This is a genomic window from Chryseobacterium sp. GM_Chr_2 (genome assembly GCF_026540445.1).
GTDB lineage: Bacteria > Bacteroidota > Bacteroidia > Flavobacteriales > Weeksellaceae > Chryseobacterium.
On the sequence record NZ_JALNUD010000001.1, the window covers coordinates 490944 to 509060 of the forward strand.

General features: G+C 35.7%; 9 protein-coding genes. 3 read left to right on the forward strand and 6 right to left on the reverse strand.

Annotation, left to right across the window (positions count from 1 at the left end; translation table 11 throughout):
• Positions 1-465: 465 nt before the first annotated feature.
• The 5 genes from OXQ85_RS02275 to OXQ85_RS02295 form a co-directional block, all read right to left on the reverse strand.
• The gene (locus OXQ85_RS02275; protein ID WP_267402094.1) at positions 466-2997 is read right to left on the reverse strand and encodes a tail fiber domain-containing protein; all 2532 of its coding nucleotides are present in this window, start codon (positions 2995-2997) and stop codon (positions 466-468) included.
• Between the two features lie 459 nt (positions 2998-3456).
• A complete protein-coding gene (locus OXQ85_RS02280; RefSeq protein WP_267402095.1) occupies positions 3457-6726 on the reverse strand; it encodes a tail fiber domain-containing protein in 3270 nt (1089 codons plus the stop codon).
• 604 nt (positions 6727-7330) lie between these two features.
• Positions 7331-8143, reverse strand: coding sequence for a hypothetical protein (locus tag OXQ85_RS02285; protein ID WP_267402096.1), 813 nt, complete (start codon positions 8141-8143; stop codon positions 7331-7333).
• 1140 nt (positions 8144-9283) lie between these two features.
• A complete protein-coding gene (locus OXQ85_RS02290) occupies positions 9284-9808 on the reverse strand; it encodes a DUF6702 family protein (protein ID WP_267402097.1) in 525 nt (174 codons plus the stop codon).
• An 80-nt stretch (positions 9809-9888) separates the two neighbouring features.
• Positions 9889-13140, reverse strand: coding sequence for a S8/S53 family peptidase (locus OXQ85_RS02295; protein WP_267402098.1), 3252 nt, complete (start codon positions 13138-13140; stop codon positions 9889-9891).
• Positions 13141-13289: 149 nt separating this feature from the next.
• On the opposite strand from OXQ85_RS02295, the gene OXQ85_RS02300 reads away from it, so the two are divergent.
• Entirely contained in the window at positions 13290-13868 is a 579-nt protein-coding gene (locus tag OXQ85_RS02300; RefSeq protein WP_267402099.1) for a HupE/UreJ family protein, read from the forward strand.
• On the opposite strand, the gene OXQ85_RS02305 is transcribed toward OXQ85_RS02300, so the two are convergent.
• Complete coding sequence (locus tag OXQ85_RS02305; protein ID WP_267402100.1) at positions 13857-15182, reverse strand: MFS transporter; 1326 nt, start codon at positions 15180-15182, stop codon at positions 13857-13859. The genes OXQ85_RS02300 and OXQ85_RS02305 overlap by 12 nt on opposite strands.
• Before the next feature lie 137 nt (positions 15183-15319).
• On the opposite strand from OXQ85_RS02305, the gene OXQ85_RS02310 reads away from it, so the two are divergent.
• Entirely contained in the window at positions 15320-15691 is a 372-nt protein-coding gene (locus OXQ85_RS02310) for a helix-turn-helix domain-containing protein (RefSeq protein ID WP_267402101.1), read from the forward strand.
• A gap of 12 nt (positions 15692-15703) precedes the next feature.
• Complete coding sequence (locus OXQ85_RS02315) at positions 15704-18085, forward strand: M1 family metallopeptidase (RefSeq protein WP_267402103.1); 2382 nt, start codon at positions 15704-15706, stop codon at positions 18083-18085.
• Positions 18086-18117: the final 32 nt, after the last annotated feature.

The following is an 18117-nucleotide window of genomic DNA, read 5'->3' on the forward strand; positions in this document are numbered from 1 at the left end:
ATTTTTATTCTCCAAATTGTGTTTTATTTACAACATTTATTTTATCTAAATAAAGAAAAAAACATCATTGACCTTTTATTTTATTTTTGCATCTACTTAAATATTTATCCCTTTTTCATGACAAAACCTGTTAAAGTTGTTACATTTTTATTTTTTCTTTAACACACTATAAAAAATTATCAAATCATATCCTACATAATAAAATGATGAGATTTTAACAACAAATGGTAGGTTTTAACTATTCATCTTCACTACTTTTTACTAATAATTAACGAATACCAATTACAATTACTCTCAAGGTTGCTGGTTTCATCACTTACTTTTAAATTATTTTTAAAAAGACAAATTCATATAATACTGATTAAAAAAAACACCTGCCCAAGCAGATGTTTTTGTATTTGTGTTATTAGAATTTTTTGCCTAAATAGTGATAAATGGGAACCTTTATCTAAAAAAATTGAAAATTTATTTTTTATTAAGTTCTATCAATTCTTTCACCTGCTGTTTCAAAAGATCTATTTCTTTCTTTTGTTCTTTAATTTCTGCCTGCTGTTCTTTCATCCCGTTAATAAGAATCAAAGATAGTTTTGAATAATCTACAGAAAGTAATCCTTCATTTTCGTTACCGTTAACTAATTCTGGAACAACAGCTTTTAGCTCTTGAGCAATTACTCCGATATCTGGGGTATCGTATTCTTTAAAATGATATCTTCTAGGCTGTATTTTCATGATTTCTTTTAGTCCGTATTCGTTAAGATTAATAATATCTTTTTTTAATCGGATATCTGAAAGTGTAGATGTACTCACCGCTCTTACTTCACCGTGGAAGTCGTACAGTGCTCTAGTGGCTCCTGTAGTTACTCCCGGATCCTGATCAAATACCACGGCATATTGGTTTCCAGGAGAAATAGAAGATCCGTTGGAAGTATACCCCGGATAAATATTCAAAGTAGGATTTCCTGTAATACTTGTATTTTGTAAAGATAATACTGCGCCTGCAATAGACGAAGAAATGGAAACTTTAGCACTTGGAGTAGTGGTCCCTATACCTACTCTGCCTCCATTAGGACTGTTAAGATACATTAGCTCATTAGCAGGATTTCCTACACTGAATGAAAGATATTTGTTACCGTTAGTCGTTGTTGGGTTTTCATCTCCAAAATTAATTCTTGCAACTGCTCCTGTTCCTGCCGTAGAAGATGATCTTATATTAATTCCAAAATTATCTCCTCTATTTCCATAGGCAAAACCATCCTGACCGATATTAATATCAATAACATCCTTGGTAGTAGATGTAGTTACCGCTCCATTGAAATATCCAGCACCTTCTACATGTAATTTTCTATTAGGCGCTGTGGAACCGATTCCTACGTTTCCTGAAGTTCCCAACACCATTCCCGGTGCCGCTGTTGCTACAGATCCTGCATGGAACTGAAGATAATTGGTATTAATCCCCAAGCCATAAAAATCTGTACCTGCTGCATTGTTGAAGATTGCTAATTTTTTACCCGCTGCCGCTGTTACACTTGCTGCTCCGTTGGACGTTCCCAGATCAAGAATACTGTTGGGAGCAGCAGTTCCAATCCCCACATTTCCGTTCGGTCTCAATGTAGCTACAGTTGTTAAAGTCTGCCCGTCTCCATAAGCTCCTGTTGCATTGGCGCCTACATTAAACTGCAAACCTGTTTCGGCTCCAGAAACATTTATAGAAGGTGCAAAAGCATTACTGATATCAAACCAAAGGTTATCCCAGGCTGCTCCAGCTCTTCTCACTCCAAAAGTATCTCCCACTACATCTAATTTAGAGATTGGAGTAGTAGTACCCACTCCTACCCTGTCATTAGCTGCATCTACAGAAAATGTAGAGCCATCTACCGAAAATCCGTTAATAGCCGTAGAAGTAAATGCTAAGGTATTAGCTGCCTGAGTTACCACCCTGTTTCCGGTAAGGGATCCGTTGGTGTTATAAATATTTACACTCGATTGTACGGCAGGGGTTTGCCAAGTTGCTACACCAGTACCATCGGAAGTCAAAATTTTACCTGCCGCCTGATTTCCGTCTACGATTTTTACCGCTGCAATTGGTGTAGTAGACGTTCCTCCGGAATTGACATCTAATTTTACCGTGGGTGCGGTATTTCCTATTCCAACATTTCCACTAGTATCAATTCTTACACGTTCTGCATTGGAAGTAGCAAACGCCAAGTCAGTAAGATTAGTTGTTCCATCGCCTCTGTAATTGGCAACAATACTGGATCCCGTAGGAAATGCACCACTTACACGAGGTGTAAAGTACAATGCTCCAATAATATCGTTTACCAATAAATTGGTTGGAGCTGCTGCTGTACCACTTGCCGAAGCGAAGAATAAAGCCGGATTTTTAGAGGTTCCGTAGCCTGTAAAATTAAAATCATTTGCGGCACCCCCTCCCACATTATCCGATACGATCTCGAATCTTGATCGTGGAATGGTAGTTCCCAATCCTACTCTGTCATTAGCTGCGTCTACAGATAAAGTGGAACCATCTACAGAAAACCCATTTACTGCCGTAGAAGTAAATGCTAAGGTGTTGGCTCCTTGCGTCACTACTCTATTGCTCGTAAGTGTACCGTCTGAATTATAAATATTTACCGATGAAGTTACAGTATCAACATCTGTAAGCTGCTTCCAGGTTGTTCCGTCAAAATAATGGTATCCTGCTTTGGCAATGTTAGCGGTTTGTGCTAAACTAGGTGTCGTTCCGGTAGGCGTAGTAGCATCAGTAACATACACCAAGGTACCCAACTGTGCCGCCGCATACGTTCCGGCTGCTTTTGCTGCCAACTGTTGTCTTGTAAGCCTAGGCGCAGTAACTCCATCCTTAGAAGATGTAGAAGCTACATTTCCAACAACATCAAGTGTAGATTGAGGATTAGCAGTATTTATCCCTACTTGAGCGTATAAACCTGAAAAAGCAAAGACTGCAATTAAAGGGTAAAAATGTTTAATTTTTTTCATATTATAATCGTTATTTAATTTAAACTTAAATCTGTTTTATGATAATTAAAGAAGAAAAAAAGGAATGGTGAAAATTGAAATGAGATGAATATCTAAACTGCTTGGTTTCAGTTAAGAAGAATACATTTATTTTCATGGCAAGTTTTTTTCTAAGTTTAAAATATTCAAAAACACCAGCAAAGCCGTAATTGTATAATTAAAATAAATCCTGCAACAGACATATTTTAATTATTGATATTCACCCAAAGACCATCAAATATATAAATTATAATAATATCCGCCAACTAATGTTAAAAATAATTAATCATTAAACTTAAAATGATTAAAAAAATATCTTTTTAAAATTCAATATTTATACAAAAAAAACACCTGTCGAAACAGGTGTTTTGTATTTGTGTTATTAGAATTTTTTGCCTAATAAAGATAAAGCGGGAACTTTTAACTTAAAAATTGAAATTATTACTTCTTTTTATTAAGCTCTAGCAATTCTTTTACTTGAGTTTTCAATAATTCAATTTCTTTCTGTTGCTCTTTCACCGCATTTACCAAAATTTTAGTCAACGCGCTTTCATCAAGCTCTCTTTTATCTTTCAAGCCGCTTTTAGCAGAATCATCCATCACATTTACCATATAAGGCGCTGCTTTTTCTACCTCCTGTGCAATAAATCCAACATATTCTTTATTAAGATCTGTATATCCTGATTTTTCTGTATACTTATACACCACAGGTTTCAATTGATTGATTACATTTAAACCATCTTTAAACTCATTGATATCTTTTTTCACTCTTCTATCCGAGAAAGTTCCCCAAGAACCTCCACCCGGTTTATCTGCCGAACCATTTACAGAAAGCAAAGAGGTAGGTGTAGATGTTCCGATTCCCACATTTCCGTCATGGGTAAGAATCATTCTTTGAGCCGCGGTATTGGTTCCGTTTGCTACCGTAAAGAATGTCATATTAGATCCCATCGTAGTTCCAGAAAAAGCCTGTGTACTGTTAGATCTGATACTGCTACTTGTTCCTGTATAGTCTGTATTATAGCCTGATCCCGTATTTCCTGCAAAAACGATTGCTCCTAAACCGTTGCCAGATGCCACCGCTGCATTAGTTCCCAATGTTGCAGACCCACTACGTCTTAATACCAAAGTTGGCCAGTTTCCACCTCCTGAAGCAAATCTTTCATTAATCAAGCCTTCATCATTAGTTGCAACATGCAATGTGGATGCTGGTGATATAGTTCCGATACCAACATTTCCACTATTTTTCACAGTCATTCTTACAGAAGCATTACCACCTGAAGATGTTGCCACCGCAAAATCTGCACTTCCTTCTCCTGCTGAAGCTGTAGAATATACCGCTCCAACTGCAATAGGATAAGAACCTTGACTAAAGTTCGGGTTTAAGCCTATCCAAGCACCTTGCCCTACTGCCGGAGTAGAAGATGCCCCCCCGATACGCAAACTTGGAATAACATTGGTATTAGCAGGTGACGTAATTACTGCTGCTGTTCCTGATGTATTGGTTAAAGAAAACCCACTAGCCACACTAGAGTTAAATGCTAGTGTATTAGCAGCTTGAGTTACTATTCTATTTCCTGTTAAAGTACCATTAGAATTATAAATATTTACGCTGCTGGTTGCTGCAGGATCTTGCCATGTAGCTACACCATTCGCATCGGATGTTAATATTTTCCCTGCTGCCTGGTTACCATCTTCTATTCTCATTGCCGCTACTGGTGCTGTAGAAGTTCCGCCAGAGGTAATATGCAATCTCTGTAAAGGATTGGTAGTGCCGATTCCCATGTTTCCGTTGGCTCTCATGGTAGCAACTGTTGTTAAAGTTTGCCCGTCTCCATAGGTTCCTGTCGCATTAGTTCCTACATTAAAGTTCATCCCAGTTTCAGCACCTGATGCGTTAATAGAAGGACCATTTGCTGTTAAATTAAACCAAAGGTTATCCCAATTACCCCCGGCCATTCTCATACCAAATGTAGTTCCCACGGCATCAGTTTTTGCTAGCGGTGCTGTAGTTCCAAACCCCACTCTGTCATTTGCTGCATCTACTGATAATGTAGCTCCATCAACAGAGAAACCATTGGTTGCAGTAGAAGTAAATGCTAACGTATTTGCAGCTTGAGTTACCACTCTATTTCCTGTTAAAGTACCATTAGAATTATAAATATTTACGCTGCTGGTAGATGCAGGATCTTGCCATGTAGCTACACCATTCGCATCGGATGTTAAAATTTTCCCTGCACTTTGATTACCATCTACAATTTTAAATGCTGCTACAGGCGTAGTAGAAGTACCTCCTGAATTAATATCAAGTTTTACACTTGGAGAAGAATTTCCGATTCCTACATTCCCATTAGCAGCTATAGTCATCTGCTCAACTCCTGTTGATCCAAAAGCGAATCTTCCTCCAGATCGGTTATCCAGGTAACCTTTAGAGCCTGCACCAAAAATACCAGAACCATTATCTACCCCCAAATATACACCTCCAGTTCCTGCTGCAACTGCAACATCCATGCGGCTATTAGCTCCCGTATTGGTATTTGAAAAATAAGAACGTTGAGCTCCATTATTATTTGACTGAACAATTAAATTACCCGTGGTTCCATTAAATGTAAGGTTATTAGCCCCTTGGGTTACTACTCTGTTTCCTGTAAGTGTTCCATCTGTATTATAAATATTTACACTAGATTGTGCAGAGGGAGTTTGCCAAGTAGCTAAACCATTTGCATCCGAGGTTAAAACTTTTCCAACTGCCTGATTTCCATCTACAATTTTCACAGCAGTAACTGGTGTGGTAGAAGTTCCGCCTGAATTAATATCTAACTTAACAGTAGGAGTTGTATTCCCAATACCAAGATTACCTGCAGGGTCTATTCTTATTCTCTCTACTCCAGATGTATATAAACCTAGATCTGTAGAATTATTTGTTCCATCCCCTCTATAATTTGAGAAAATAGCAGAACCTGTTTGAAAAACACCGTTAACACGAGGGGTAAAATGAACGCTCCCAATAATATCATTTAAAAGTAAATTCGCCGGAGCGGCCACAGTACCACTAGCTGATGCTAAAAATAATGCTGGATTCTTAGATGTACCATATCCTGTGAAACTAAAATCATTAGGTGCACCTCCTCCTAAATTATCTGCTACAATATCAAATCTTGATCGTGGAACTGTAGTTCCTATACCCACCCTGTCATTAGCTGCATCTACAGATAAAATAGGATTAGCCGAAGTGCTTCTATTGATGGAAAAAGCATTAGCAATAGTTCCATTAAACGTTAAAGATTTATCTGACTGTGATACAATACGATTAGCCGTTAATGTTCCATCAGAATTGTAAATATTTGTAGACAATGAGGTGTTGTCTGGGTCATTAAGCTGCTTCCAAGATGTACCATCAAAATAATGATATCCTGCTCTTGAAATATTGGTTGTCTGTGCTAAACTGGGTGTAGTTCCTGTAGGAGTCGTTGCATCAGTAACATATACCAAAGCTCCAGTTTGTGCAGCAGCATAGGTTCCGGCAACTTTAGCTGCCAACTGCTGTCTGGTGATTCTTGGTGCAGTAACACCGTCTTTGGCAGAGGTAGAAGCTGCATTTCCTACAATATCAAATGTAGATTGCGGTTGAGGGGTGTTTATCCCTACTTGGGCGCATGCGCCGCTAAAAGCAAAAACAGCGAGTAATGGGTAAAAGTGTTTAAAATTCATTTCAATGTGTATTTATGTTAAATTATTTTTCAAGATTTCCTTAATTAAAAGGATAAGGAATGCACTAACGATTGTTAAACAATCGGCTTAGTTATAAGTGTAGCAAAGGTACGGTTGGAAAATTCCGGAAATTGAAATATGTGTTTGTGTTTTTCATTTTTTGTGTGTTTTTATTGTTTTAAAATTTATAATAAGTCTAATTTTCTATTCAAATTAATTTATAAAAAAAATTAACTTGAACAGAAATTCGTTTTTTTATCCTTAATATCCTTTTAAAATATTTTCCAAATATATAAAATACCATAATACCTACCAAATAATATTAATAAATTTTAATATCTGTCTTAAATTCAATAAAAATTAAATCATAATTGTTTGAAAATTATTTCACCATTTAGTAATTTCTCATTAAATCATTCTTTTATTATTCTCCAAAATGTGTATTATTTTTAAAAGTTAAATTTAATTTTCAATAAAAAAAGCACCTACCTTAGTAAATGCTTTGGATGTATATTGTATTTGTGTTGTTTAATTTGATAGAAAGTGATTTTTAATCCTAAACTTATAAATAAGTAAGAGAGAAATTTTAAAACTTATTGTGGAATTAATTTCCCAGCTTAAAGATTAAAACCTGTGTGGCATAATCTGTAAGAGTCATACCGGCACCTGTACAGTTACCGGAAACTCCGCGCCCCATATTGATTACCCAGGTATTGCTGGAAGTCCCGTCAAATAAAGCAGAAAAAGTGATTGATCCTCCATGGTTGGAAGATCCCCCTTGATTATGAGCCGCCGTGCTATGAATACGCCTTGCATGTATCCCCGGAAAATCCATAAAATATGAACTCAATGTACAGCTTGTAGCATTATGCGTAGCTTCATAAACAAAAGTAATCTGATAAACGCCATTGGGAAATGTTACCGTACTTGTAGTCTCATCATAAAGTAATCCCGGAATATTATTTCGCCCTACCTGCAAAGGTAATCTTTGCGTTCCTCCGCCACCTGCTGATTGTAAAAAGTTGGTTTGTGCTGTCCTTAAAACCAATACAGCCGGAGCAGGAATAGCTAAGCTTTCTAAACTTCCAAGTGATTTTAGAACGCCGGTACCGTCTGTTGCCAAGATATTATCGCCACTGGCTGCGGCTGTTAAACCTTGCAACCTCACAGGATTTGTACCACTTATATGGAGCTTATTAGTAGGAACCGTAAGGCCGATTCCCATATTTCCAGTGGAAGTCACTGTAATGTCGTTAGCAGCCTGCGCCGCAGAAGGAGCTCCCGTAGGAGGATTATCCTTAGCAGCATCAATAGTGTAAGCTCCTTGTGGATTAGGTGTATTAATCCCAACCTGAGCAAAACTGATTGAACTAAAACTTAAAAATAAAGCCAAAGAACAAATGTTTCTTAGTTTCATATTACTATTTTTTAATTGTGATTGTATATTTTGAACAAAAATAACGCAGACATAGAAATTTACATTGAAAAAAAACGTCTGTATTCCACTGATAATAAATAACATCAGGAAAGAAAAAAAGTTAGTCTAAATGGGAAATTTTAATACTTTTTTCAGAGGGTGATTTACTATTTTCATTCTAAGTTTTTTTAGGTTATCATTTTTCAAACTGAATTTTAAAATATTTCATGATTTTTACAATCATTACGATACATTCGTCATCTGATCAATTATATAGTATTATTAAATCTTATATAAAATGCAGTTCAGTCTTAAAAACAAATATAATCCATTCACCAACAATAACCAAATATTATTAACAAAAATTAATTATTACCTATAATTTATCAATTTACAATTCATTTAAAAGTAATTCTAATTAATTATTAAAATACTCCATTAATTCAAAATTTCACAAAAGTATGTTTTAAGCTCATCAAATTTAAAAAACTTAAAATTTCCACCTAAAAACCTGAATAAAATACACCTCTGTTTTTAACTAAAATTTTCAAAAACAATAAAAAACGGCAGAACAAAAAATTCTGCCGCCACACAAAAAATGATTGAATTTTAAAATAAATTAAGATCCAAGCTTAAATATTGTTATTGAATAGTTAAAACAAATGGTAATAAACTTTCGATATTCTCTTAAGAAGTCGGTTGTATTATTTAAAGAATTCTGTTCTTACCTTTATATGAGGACAAATGGTTTTTATTTCGCTTAAAAACAAAATTACATGCCCGCAAAATAATGATGAAGTTTAATAAATTTTGAATTTTGTTCGAAAGACGCTTAGGAAATTTTTTTACAGAGAATAGCTAAATAAAACTGTAGAATTTTGTAGCCATTTAGTTAAAAAGTACTATCATTTTAATCCGATAAAATTTAGGAATATTGACTATAATAATCGGTTGAGAACAACCGTCAACGGTTTGAATTGTTCTTTATTTTTTTTCATAACTATGTTGTTTTTAATAAGTTTCACAATTCTTATGCCAAAATAATTAAAAATCTAAATAAAATTTCACACTTAATATAATTAATTCTCAACAAACTGCATCAATAAAGTAAAATATAAATTTCAACAAAATACAATGAGCTTAGAAACTCTGAAACAGATAACGATTAGGATATGATAATTTTTCACTTTTTCTAACATCATTCACAATAATATGAACGATATTAATCTGATCATCAAAAAGGTTATATAAAAAGCTAACTGCAGCCTCTATTTTCTTAGGATTTTCGGTGGTTTCGCTTTCTAAATATACATTTACAGATTCACTATCTTCTTCATAACCGATATAGTTAATTTTAAGAAATTTGTTATTCGATTTTAACTTAAAATATTCTGCAGCGTAACTTTTTACCGCTTCATTTAATTGATTTTTATATTTCGGATCATTAAAATGAAAAGGTTTTCCATATTTTTTCGCCAATCCGTTTTCCAGATCGTCAAGAAAAAAACGTCCTGTAATTTCAAATGTTTTGGATTTGGAACTGTAATTAATTTCTACGGAACCTACGTGGTAAGGGTGAAAATCTACTTTCGTAAAAGAACTTTGAACTCCCAAAAACAGAAAGAGTACAGAAAATATAACAGATTTTTTAAAAAGAGAAACCATGTAAAAAATTTTTCAAAACAAATATAAAAAAAGTGGCAGTTAATAACCGCCACCTTCATATATTATATGTAATAAAGAGATTAATCTTTAATTACTTTCTTCACAACTTTTGTTTCATTATCTAAAATGATATTGAAAACATAATTGCCTTTCACCAAGCCAGAAACATCTATTTTATTATCTTTAGAAGTTATATTTGCTGTTTTCACCAATTTTCCTGAAGCATCAAAAATAGTTACGGTTGCTTTTGAAGCTTTTCCTAATTCTACATTTACAACAGATTTAGCCGGATTTGGATAAACATTTACACCCGCCTCATTTCTTAGATCATTCAACCCTAAAGAAGCTGCATTTGTTTTCACAAAATATCCCCCAAAACCTGTCGTCTGGAAGCTAACCTCCCAATACTGATAAGTGTTATTCCACACAATATCTGCCACATTTGGAGTAATAGTCGTGGCAGCACTTCCATAAGAAGCGACTGTTCCTGTATTACTTGCACTTGTACCTGTATATTTTTCAATAACAAGATTAGCTTTATTGGCATTATCTGTACTTGAAGTAGGAAGTTTTACCGTATTCGTCAAATTATAAGCATCAAATTCTGCTTGTTTGAAATACAATGTAACTTTTCCGGTTGCTGTAGTCGCTGCTGTTTCAGGATTAATTTCAAATCTTCTTGAAACATAATTTGGCTGAGCATTATCTACCCAAACTTTTGAAGTCACATTTCCTGACACTGTACTTGCTGTTTCTTTTTCAACCCTTGAGATTAGCTGACATGCATTCGTAAAGTAGTTGTATCCGCTAGCCACTGCAGAAGCTTTCGTTTGATTAGATGTTGCCAGATTTTTAACCTCAGCAATATTTTCGTAAATGGTAGCTCTGATTCTGAAATTCCCCGCCGAGGAAGTCGTCCAGCTGGTTCCATTACTAGAAGATTTGCTTCTTCCGTCTGCAACCGTATTATCTCTCCACAAGCTCATTCTTCCGTTTCTTGTATCCAAAACAACATAGAAATCCTGGTTGGTCGTTGTTTGAACATTTAGGCTCGAAAGATCAATATAATTCCAACCATTACGATAGAAAGTATTTTTAATAGAACTAAAGCTTTTTGAAGCAAGCAATGTTCCGGGATTCCCATTAGCATCTACCTTTCTTATTTCTATATTAAATGGTACATCCGACATCGTGGCTGAGGTTCCTACCATAAAACTTACTCCACCCAATTTTCCAATCTTAGTTGGAGTATATCTAACTGCAAAAATATTATTATCGAAATAATAATTTCCTGTAGAAGATTGTTGATAAAATTGAGTGTCATAGTTTATTGTCTCATATTCGGACGGCACACATCCCAACTCACTCGTAACTGCTTTATAAATATCCAGCTTACCATTCCCCCATCTTGCATTTGCTGTTGCTCCCGTCATTGCATCCTTTCTTGCTGTAGATGTTAATCTGTTCTTAACTGCTGATGCTGTAAGAGAAGGATTTGCCTGAAGCAATAAGGCTACTGCTCCTGCTACAGCCGGAGAAGACATACTTGTTCCCTGATTTTTATAATAGTAAGTTCCGTCTACATGTCCTGTATCGGCAGGATTAGTTGCTGGGCTGCTGCTTGACGATAATGCAGAAATCACATACTCTCCTGAAGCAGCAATTTCCGGCTTTAAAACACCATCAACCCGGGGTCCTTGCGAACTGAAACTAGCAATACCCTCCGCGGTATCATTAGTCCAATAGTAATATCCTGTAGAACTATTTAAATATGTTGTTCTTCCTGCATAGGCAGCTACCGTTATAGCATTGGATGCATTGCCTGGGGCACCGACGATATATTCGTTATTTCCATTCTGTAAGGTGGTAGCCACCCCCTGCGATGAAAGCCAGCCATCTGTATTAATAGTTTGGGCAGAATTGTTTGTAATTTCCAAGGTATAAGTTCCTTGAGCATTCGTAGTAGATCCCGCAGGTCTCGTTACAACCAGTTGAACATATCTTTTATTATTATCCGTATGCCAGTAATTATACATCGTAGCCACCAATCCTCCAGATAGAATATTATGAGAAGTGTTAGTACTTATATTTTGAATATATTGTTGCCCGTCAGGAGTTGTAAGTTTAGCAGTAACAGGGCTGTCGTTATTCGCAAACATAATAAAACTGAAGATACTATCTGCTGTTGTATTGCTTGATACGGTGAATACATAAGATTGAGAAGCAGAAGGTTCAATATCTACTTTTCTGTGAATATTTTTACCATACTCGTTTCCTGCCGAAATCACAACTACCCTTCCAGAACCGGAATTTGTAAAATCATTCACAGCAACTTCATGTGGACCTGTGCCGTCATGTGCATTCGCCTGGCCTCCGATACTCATATTTACCACAATAGGTTTGTTCAAAGCTGTTGCAACATTCTGAAAATAAGTCAAAGAATTAATGATATTTGTTGTAGAAAAAGAACCATTACCTCCTTTTACAAAAACAATATCTGCATTCGTAGCAAACCCTTTATGTCTTTTATCAGCTATTGCCATTCCATTTCCGGCAGCTGTTCCTGAGACGTGAGAGCCATGACCATTGGAATCATTTTCACGGACAAAATTAGCCGGAGTACCATCTAACTCATCTTCAATCTGAGCTCTGGTATATTCTACTCCCGTCGCAAATCCTGTGGGGGGAACTTCAGCGCCCTGTGCCGTTAAGGTCTGATCCCAAATAGAAACAATCCTACTTTTCGTTTGATCATCTGCTTTTCTGAAATCCGGATGTTTCCAATCGATTCCTGAATCAAAAATCCCTACAAGCACTCCTGTTCCGTTATAAGCAGTATTATTAAAAACTCCATCTTGTAACAAATTTGCTCCGGATTGTGCTCTAGCAACATCATTATGAAGTTCTTCATAAATAGGAGCCATAATCGAAGTTACATATGGCAGTTGCCGAAGCTTTTCAATGTCTTCTATACTTGCTAAAGCCGTAGCAAAAGTGGGTAGCTTGCTCTGAACCAGAATTCCATCTTCCTTCAATTTCTCAGGAGTTTTCGTATATATAATACATGAGTACATGGTTTGAGCACCTTTGGAAGTTACCACCAAATGCTTCTCAAGTTTCATATCCGAACGTTCCAACTCCTTAATGACACCTCCTCTTTGTACTTTTTCTTTATTATTGAGTAAAAATTCAAATCGTGAATCCAATTTTTGAACCTGCGCGGAAACTGTATAAGAATATAACCCAAGAAAAGCCGATGTAGCATTGCGTAAAAGTTTCGTTTCTCCAAATGGAATGTTTACTTTTGTAAATAGTAGTTTTTTTAATTTCATTTTTGCATTTATTATGATAGCAATTATAGTATTTTTATTTGATACTATTACAAATCAATGTATTAATTAAATAAATCGTCCAAAAACATAAATAACATTAAAAATTATTCAATTTTAAGATAAAAAATTAAATCTCTATTATCTTTATCATGCAAGATTTTCTCTTCTACCTCAACCTCGGCTGGGAACACATCATCTCTTTAGACGCATTAGATCATCAACTTTTTGTGTTAGCATTAATTGCAGTGTATTCATTCAGCGATCTGAAAAAAATATTGATACTTGTAACGGCTTTTACCATCGGACATTCCGTTACGTTGGCGTTGAGTATTTTAGATATTGTAAGAGTTCCATCAGATTGGGTTGAGTTTTTAATTCCTTTAACCATTGTTATAACGGCTTTCGCAAATATGGTAATGAGAAACAAAAAGCAATCCCAGAATAAATTGGCGTATTATTTAGCCTTATTCTTCGGATTGATTCACGGAATGGGATTTGCCAACACCGCCAGAGTGATGATTGCTAAAAGCCAAAGCATTGCCGTTCCTCTTTTAGGTTTCAATATCGGACTGGAATTGGGACAGATTGCGATTGTTTTTGCGATATTAATTCTGCTTTTCATTCTTTTAAATATCTTCAAAATCAATAAAAAAGACTGGATACTTTTTGTTTCCTCAAGCGTTTTCGCATTATCACTGAAAATGACGTTAGAAAGACTACCTTTTTAGTTTATATCCCGAAAATGAAAATATACCGATCGTAATTAATAATAAAACGATCATGATAACGGTGGCGATAAAATATCCGTTATCGAAGGAAAAATACAGTCGTCCCACAAGACTTACGCCAAAGCCTATAGAAATTTGCTGAATGGTAAGATAAACGCCTGTGGCAATTGAAGTAATTGAGACAGGCAGTTTTCTCATGGCATTCGTAAACATCGAAGGCAAAACAATTCCGCAACCAATTCCGTAAAAGAATAGAATAATCATAACAAGTGGTAAATTAACCGTTAACGTATTGACGGTATAGATATGACCCATCAGTCCCAAAATCATCACTATTAAGCCAAAAACAATAAATTTTTCGTGATATTTATTTAAAAATTTAACTGATAAAAGAGAAGCCAAAACATACCCTATTCCCTGACAGGCAAACAATAATCCTGTTTTCGTAGAACTAAAATGATGATGATCTTCAAAAAAATTAGCATTGATAAAGAAATAAGAATCCTGAACCAGATAATAAGTAACCGCCGCTAAAAGTGCTATTTTGAAACTGGAATACATAAAAGGCTGCATATTAATTAAAACCTCTTTTCCGTTTTTAAATTTATTTTTTTGATTTAAAATAAATATGATCAATCCCGCCAAAGAAGAAATTAACAGCAGCATACCGACCAAAGTCCATCCTTCTTCGCCGCCAATTACAATTTCATAGATCAGTGTAATCAATAAAACAATTAATATCACTTGAGGAAAAACCTGAATAGATTCTTTTGTTTTGATTTCAACTTCTTTCACATATTTCCAGGCTAACATAATCACCAAAACAGCAATTGGAATATTGATAAAGAAAACTAGTCTCCATGCAGGAAAACTAAATTTCAAATCAGGAATAATTCCGCCTAAAACCTGTCCGATCACTGAAGCAATTCCGGCAATAGCACCATAAATCCCCAACGCTTTTACTCTTTCTTCCTCTATTTTAAATATGTCTGATATTAAAACTACCCCTTGCGGAACCATAAACGCCGCCGAAATTCCTTGAAAAAGTCTGCTCAGATTCAATCCCAAAGCAGAATCAGAACTTCCGCAGAAAAAAGAAAACAGCATAAAGCAGAACATAGACGTGATAAAGGTCTTTTTGGGACCGTATTTATTCCCTATCTTACTTCCCGTAATCAGAAAAGCGCCATATCCGATGATATAAAAAACAATGATAAACTGGGTTTCTGCTGTCGTTGCTTGAAGAGAATTTTTAATAGAAGGGATGGCAATATTCACGATAAAAAGATCCAACACACATAAAAAAATTGACATTGAAATGACAATTAAACTCAACCATTTGTTAAACTCCGGAAACTTTCTCATATTTATTGATAAAATTTTAACTTTACAGCTTCAAAAGTATCAACATAAAACCCTGCTGTCAAGTAGGTAAAAAAAACGTACTTGGTATGAGCTTTAATACTAATTCTGATAATGAAACCGTTAGCTGCACAGAAAATTTTCTTTTTCTGGCAAATAATTGCCATGCAGAGCACGTTTTGAAGATGATCAACGGAAAATGGAAGGTTTCTCTCATTAAAATAATCGCTAATGACTGCCCGAAAAGATTCGGAACGCTGAAAAGGGAATTAGACAATTTATCTCAAGGAACATTGAGTACCATTTTGAAAGAACTGGAAAACGACGGCATCATCCTGAGAATTGCTTACAACGAAATCCCTCCAAGGGTAGAATATAAATTAACAGACAAAGGCATTGCTCTATTGCCTATCATAAAATCAATGGAAGACTGGTGGCTCGCCTTCCCTAAAAACAATTAAAAAATATCGGCTATGAAATTAAAAGTAACTGCGCTTTCAGTTTTGTTATATACAGGCGCCTCTGCTCAGAATATTCAGAATAATCCGGGAAGTAATCACGGAAATAAATTCGAGCAGCTGGGTACCATCCTTCCCACGCCCAATATTTACAGAACTGCTTCCGGAGCGCCCGGACACGGCTATTGGCAAAACAGGGCAGATTACAACATCACAGCTTATCTGGATGAAGATAAAAGAAATCTGAAAGGTTCTGAAACAGTTACCTATTATAACAATTCTCCGGATGATCTGGATTACATTTGGCTTCAGTTGGATGAAAATCAGCAGTCTAATGTAAAGAATGCAGATTATCAATCTTCTTCTACCCTGCCGAAAAATACAACAACACAACATTTAAAGGTAACAGAACTTCCTGCAAAAGATAACGGATACGGTGTAAATCTGGAAAAAGTAACCGATGCCTCAGGAAATCCTTTGAAATATACGGTGAACAAAACCATGATGCGTATTGATTTGCCTAAAACTTTAAAAAAAGGCGAACAGCTAACTTTTAAAGTTGATTGGAATTACAATATTCCCAACAGAATGGAAAAAGGCGGTCGTGGTGGTTACGAAAACTTCCCCGAAGACGGAAACGATCTTTATACGATGACGCAATGGTATCCTAGAATGTGTGTTTACAGCGATTTCCACGGATGGCAGAATCATCAGTTTACAGGAAGAGGCGAATTTGCTTTGGTTTTCGGAAATTTTAAAGTTTCGATGAATGTTCCTGCAGATCACGTTGTGGGAGGAACCGGAGAATGTAAAAACTATGATCAGGTTTTAAGTTCAGACCAATTGGCAAGATACAGAAAAGCTGAAAACGCGAACGAACCGATTGAAATTGTAACATTGGATGAAGCTAAAAAAGCAGAGAAAAATCATTCAAGACAAAGAAAAACATGGAATTTCGAGGCGAATGACGTGAGAGATTTTGCATGGACTTCCTCAAGAAAATTTGTTTGGGACGGAATGCGTGTTACGATTCCTGAAAATAACAATAAGGTAATGGCAATGAGTTTCTATCCAAAAGAAGCTTATAATTTATACAGAAAATATTCAACAAAAGCGGTTGCTCATACGATCAAAACGTATTCAGAGTTTACTATTCCCTATCCGTATCCTGTAGCGCAGTCTGTAGAAGCTGCCAACGGAATGGAATATCCGATGATCTGTTTCAACTTCGGAAGAACGGAAAAAGACGGAACCTATTCTGAAGGAACTAAAAACGGAATGATCGGCGTGGTTATTCACGAAGTGGGACACAACTTTTTCCCAATGATCGTAAATTCGGATGAGAGACAATGGAGCTGGATGGATGAAGGCTTGAATACCTTTACGGAATATCTTACAGAAGAAAAATGGGACAATAAATTCCCATCCAAAAGAGGTCCGGCTTGGACGATTGTGGATTATATGAAGCTTCCAAAAGATCAGTTGGAACCGATTATGAGTAATTCTGAAAACATTATTCAGTTTGGTCCAAACGCTTATTCAAAACCTGCAACAGGACTGAATATTCTTCGTGAAACCATTATGGGAAGAGAGCTTTTCGATAAAGCATTTAAAACGTATGCTAAAAGATGGGCTTTCAAACATCCTGAACCTGCAGATTTTTTCAGAACGATGGAAGATGCAAGTGGTGAAGATTTAGATTGGTTCTGGAGAGGATGGTTTTACGGAACAGATCCTGTAGACATTTCGATTGATAAAGTAACGATTGCCACACCAGATTTAGCCACAACTCCGAAATCCGTTGGAGAGGTAAGATACAATGTAGATAAACCTGCTGTAAATAGTTTTGAAGACCTTTCTAAAATCAGAAATAAAGAAGATAAAACCATCAACTTTGCGGTAGATAAAGATAAAGAACTTCAGGATTTTTATTACAGATACGACAGAGGTCAGGAAAAAGTAGATGCTGCAAAAGAATATATCGTTAAAACAGATGCTTCTGAACCTTTAACTCAAAAAGATAAAGATCAGTTTAAAAATATCACTGCTTATCAAATTGATTTTACGAACAAAGGCGGATTGGTAATGCCGATTATTCTTGAATTCACTTTTAAAGACGGAACAAAATTGAAAGACAAAACTTCGGCTCAAATCTGGAGACAAAATGAGCAGAAAGTTTCAAAAACGTTCTATTTTGATAAAAAATTAAAATCTATTCAGCTCGATCCGATGAGAGAAACGGCTGATATTGATACTTCGAATAACTTTTGGAGTGCAGATGGCGGAAATGCACAGGTTTCTAAATTCGATTTATTTAAACAAAAAGAAGGCGGAAATGCAAGAGGAGCTTCCAACGGACGAGTAAACCCGATGCAGGCAGCTGGAAAGAAAAATTAAAATAATTAATTTCAATAATAAAAGTATTCAGA

Bases quoted from the DNA above. Each gene is read 5' to 3' on its own strand.
- OXQ85_RS02295 (WP_267402098.1), bottom strand. From the start codon at position 13,140: ATGAAATTAAAAAAACTACTATTTACAAAAGTAAACATTCCATTTGGA.
- OXQ85_RS02280 (WP_267402095.1), bottom strand. From the start codon at position 6,726: ATGAATTTTAAACACTTTTACCCATTACTCGCTGTTTTTGCTTTTAGC.
- OXQ85_RS02300 (WP_267402099.1), top strand. From the start codon at position 13,290: ATGCAAGATTTTCTCTTCTACCTCAACCTCGGCTGGGAACACATCATC.
- OXQ85_RS02285 (WP_267402096.1), bottom strand. From the start codon at position 8,143: ATGAAACTAAGAAACATTTGTTCTTTGGCTTTATTTTTAAGTTTTAGT.
- OXQ85_RS02305 (WP_267402100.1), bottom strand. From the start codon at position 15,182: ATGTCAATTTTTTTATGTGTGTTGGATCTTTTTATCGTGAATATTGCC.
- OXQ85_RS02315 (WP_267402103.1), top strand. From the start codon at position 15,704: ATGAAATTAAAAGTAACTGCGCTTTCAGTTTTGTTATATACAGGCGCC.
- OXQ85_RS02290 (WP_267402097.1), bottom strand. From the start codon at position 9,808: ATGGTTTCTCTTTTTAAAAAATCTGTTATATTTTCTGTACTCTTTCTG.
- OXQ85_RS02275 (WP_267402094.1), bottom strand. From the start codon at position 2,997: ATGAAAAAAATTAAACATTTTTACCCTTTAATTGCAGTCTTTGCTTTT.
- OXQ85_RS02310 (WP_267402101.1), top strand. From the start codon at position 15,320: ATGAGCTTTAATACTAATTCTGATAATGAAACCGTTAGCTGCACAGAA.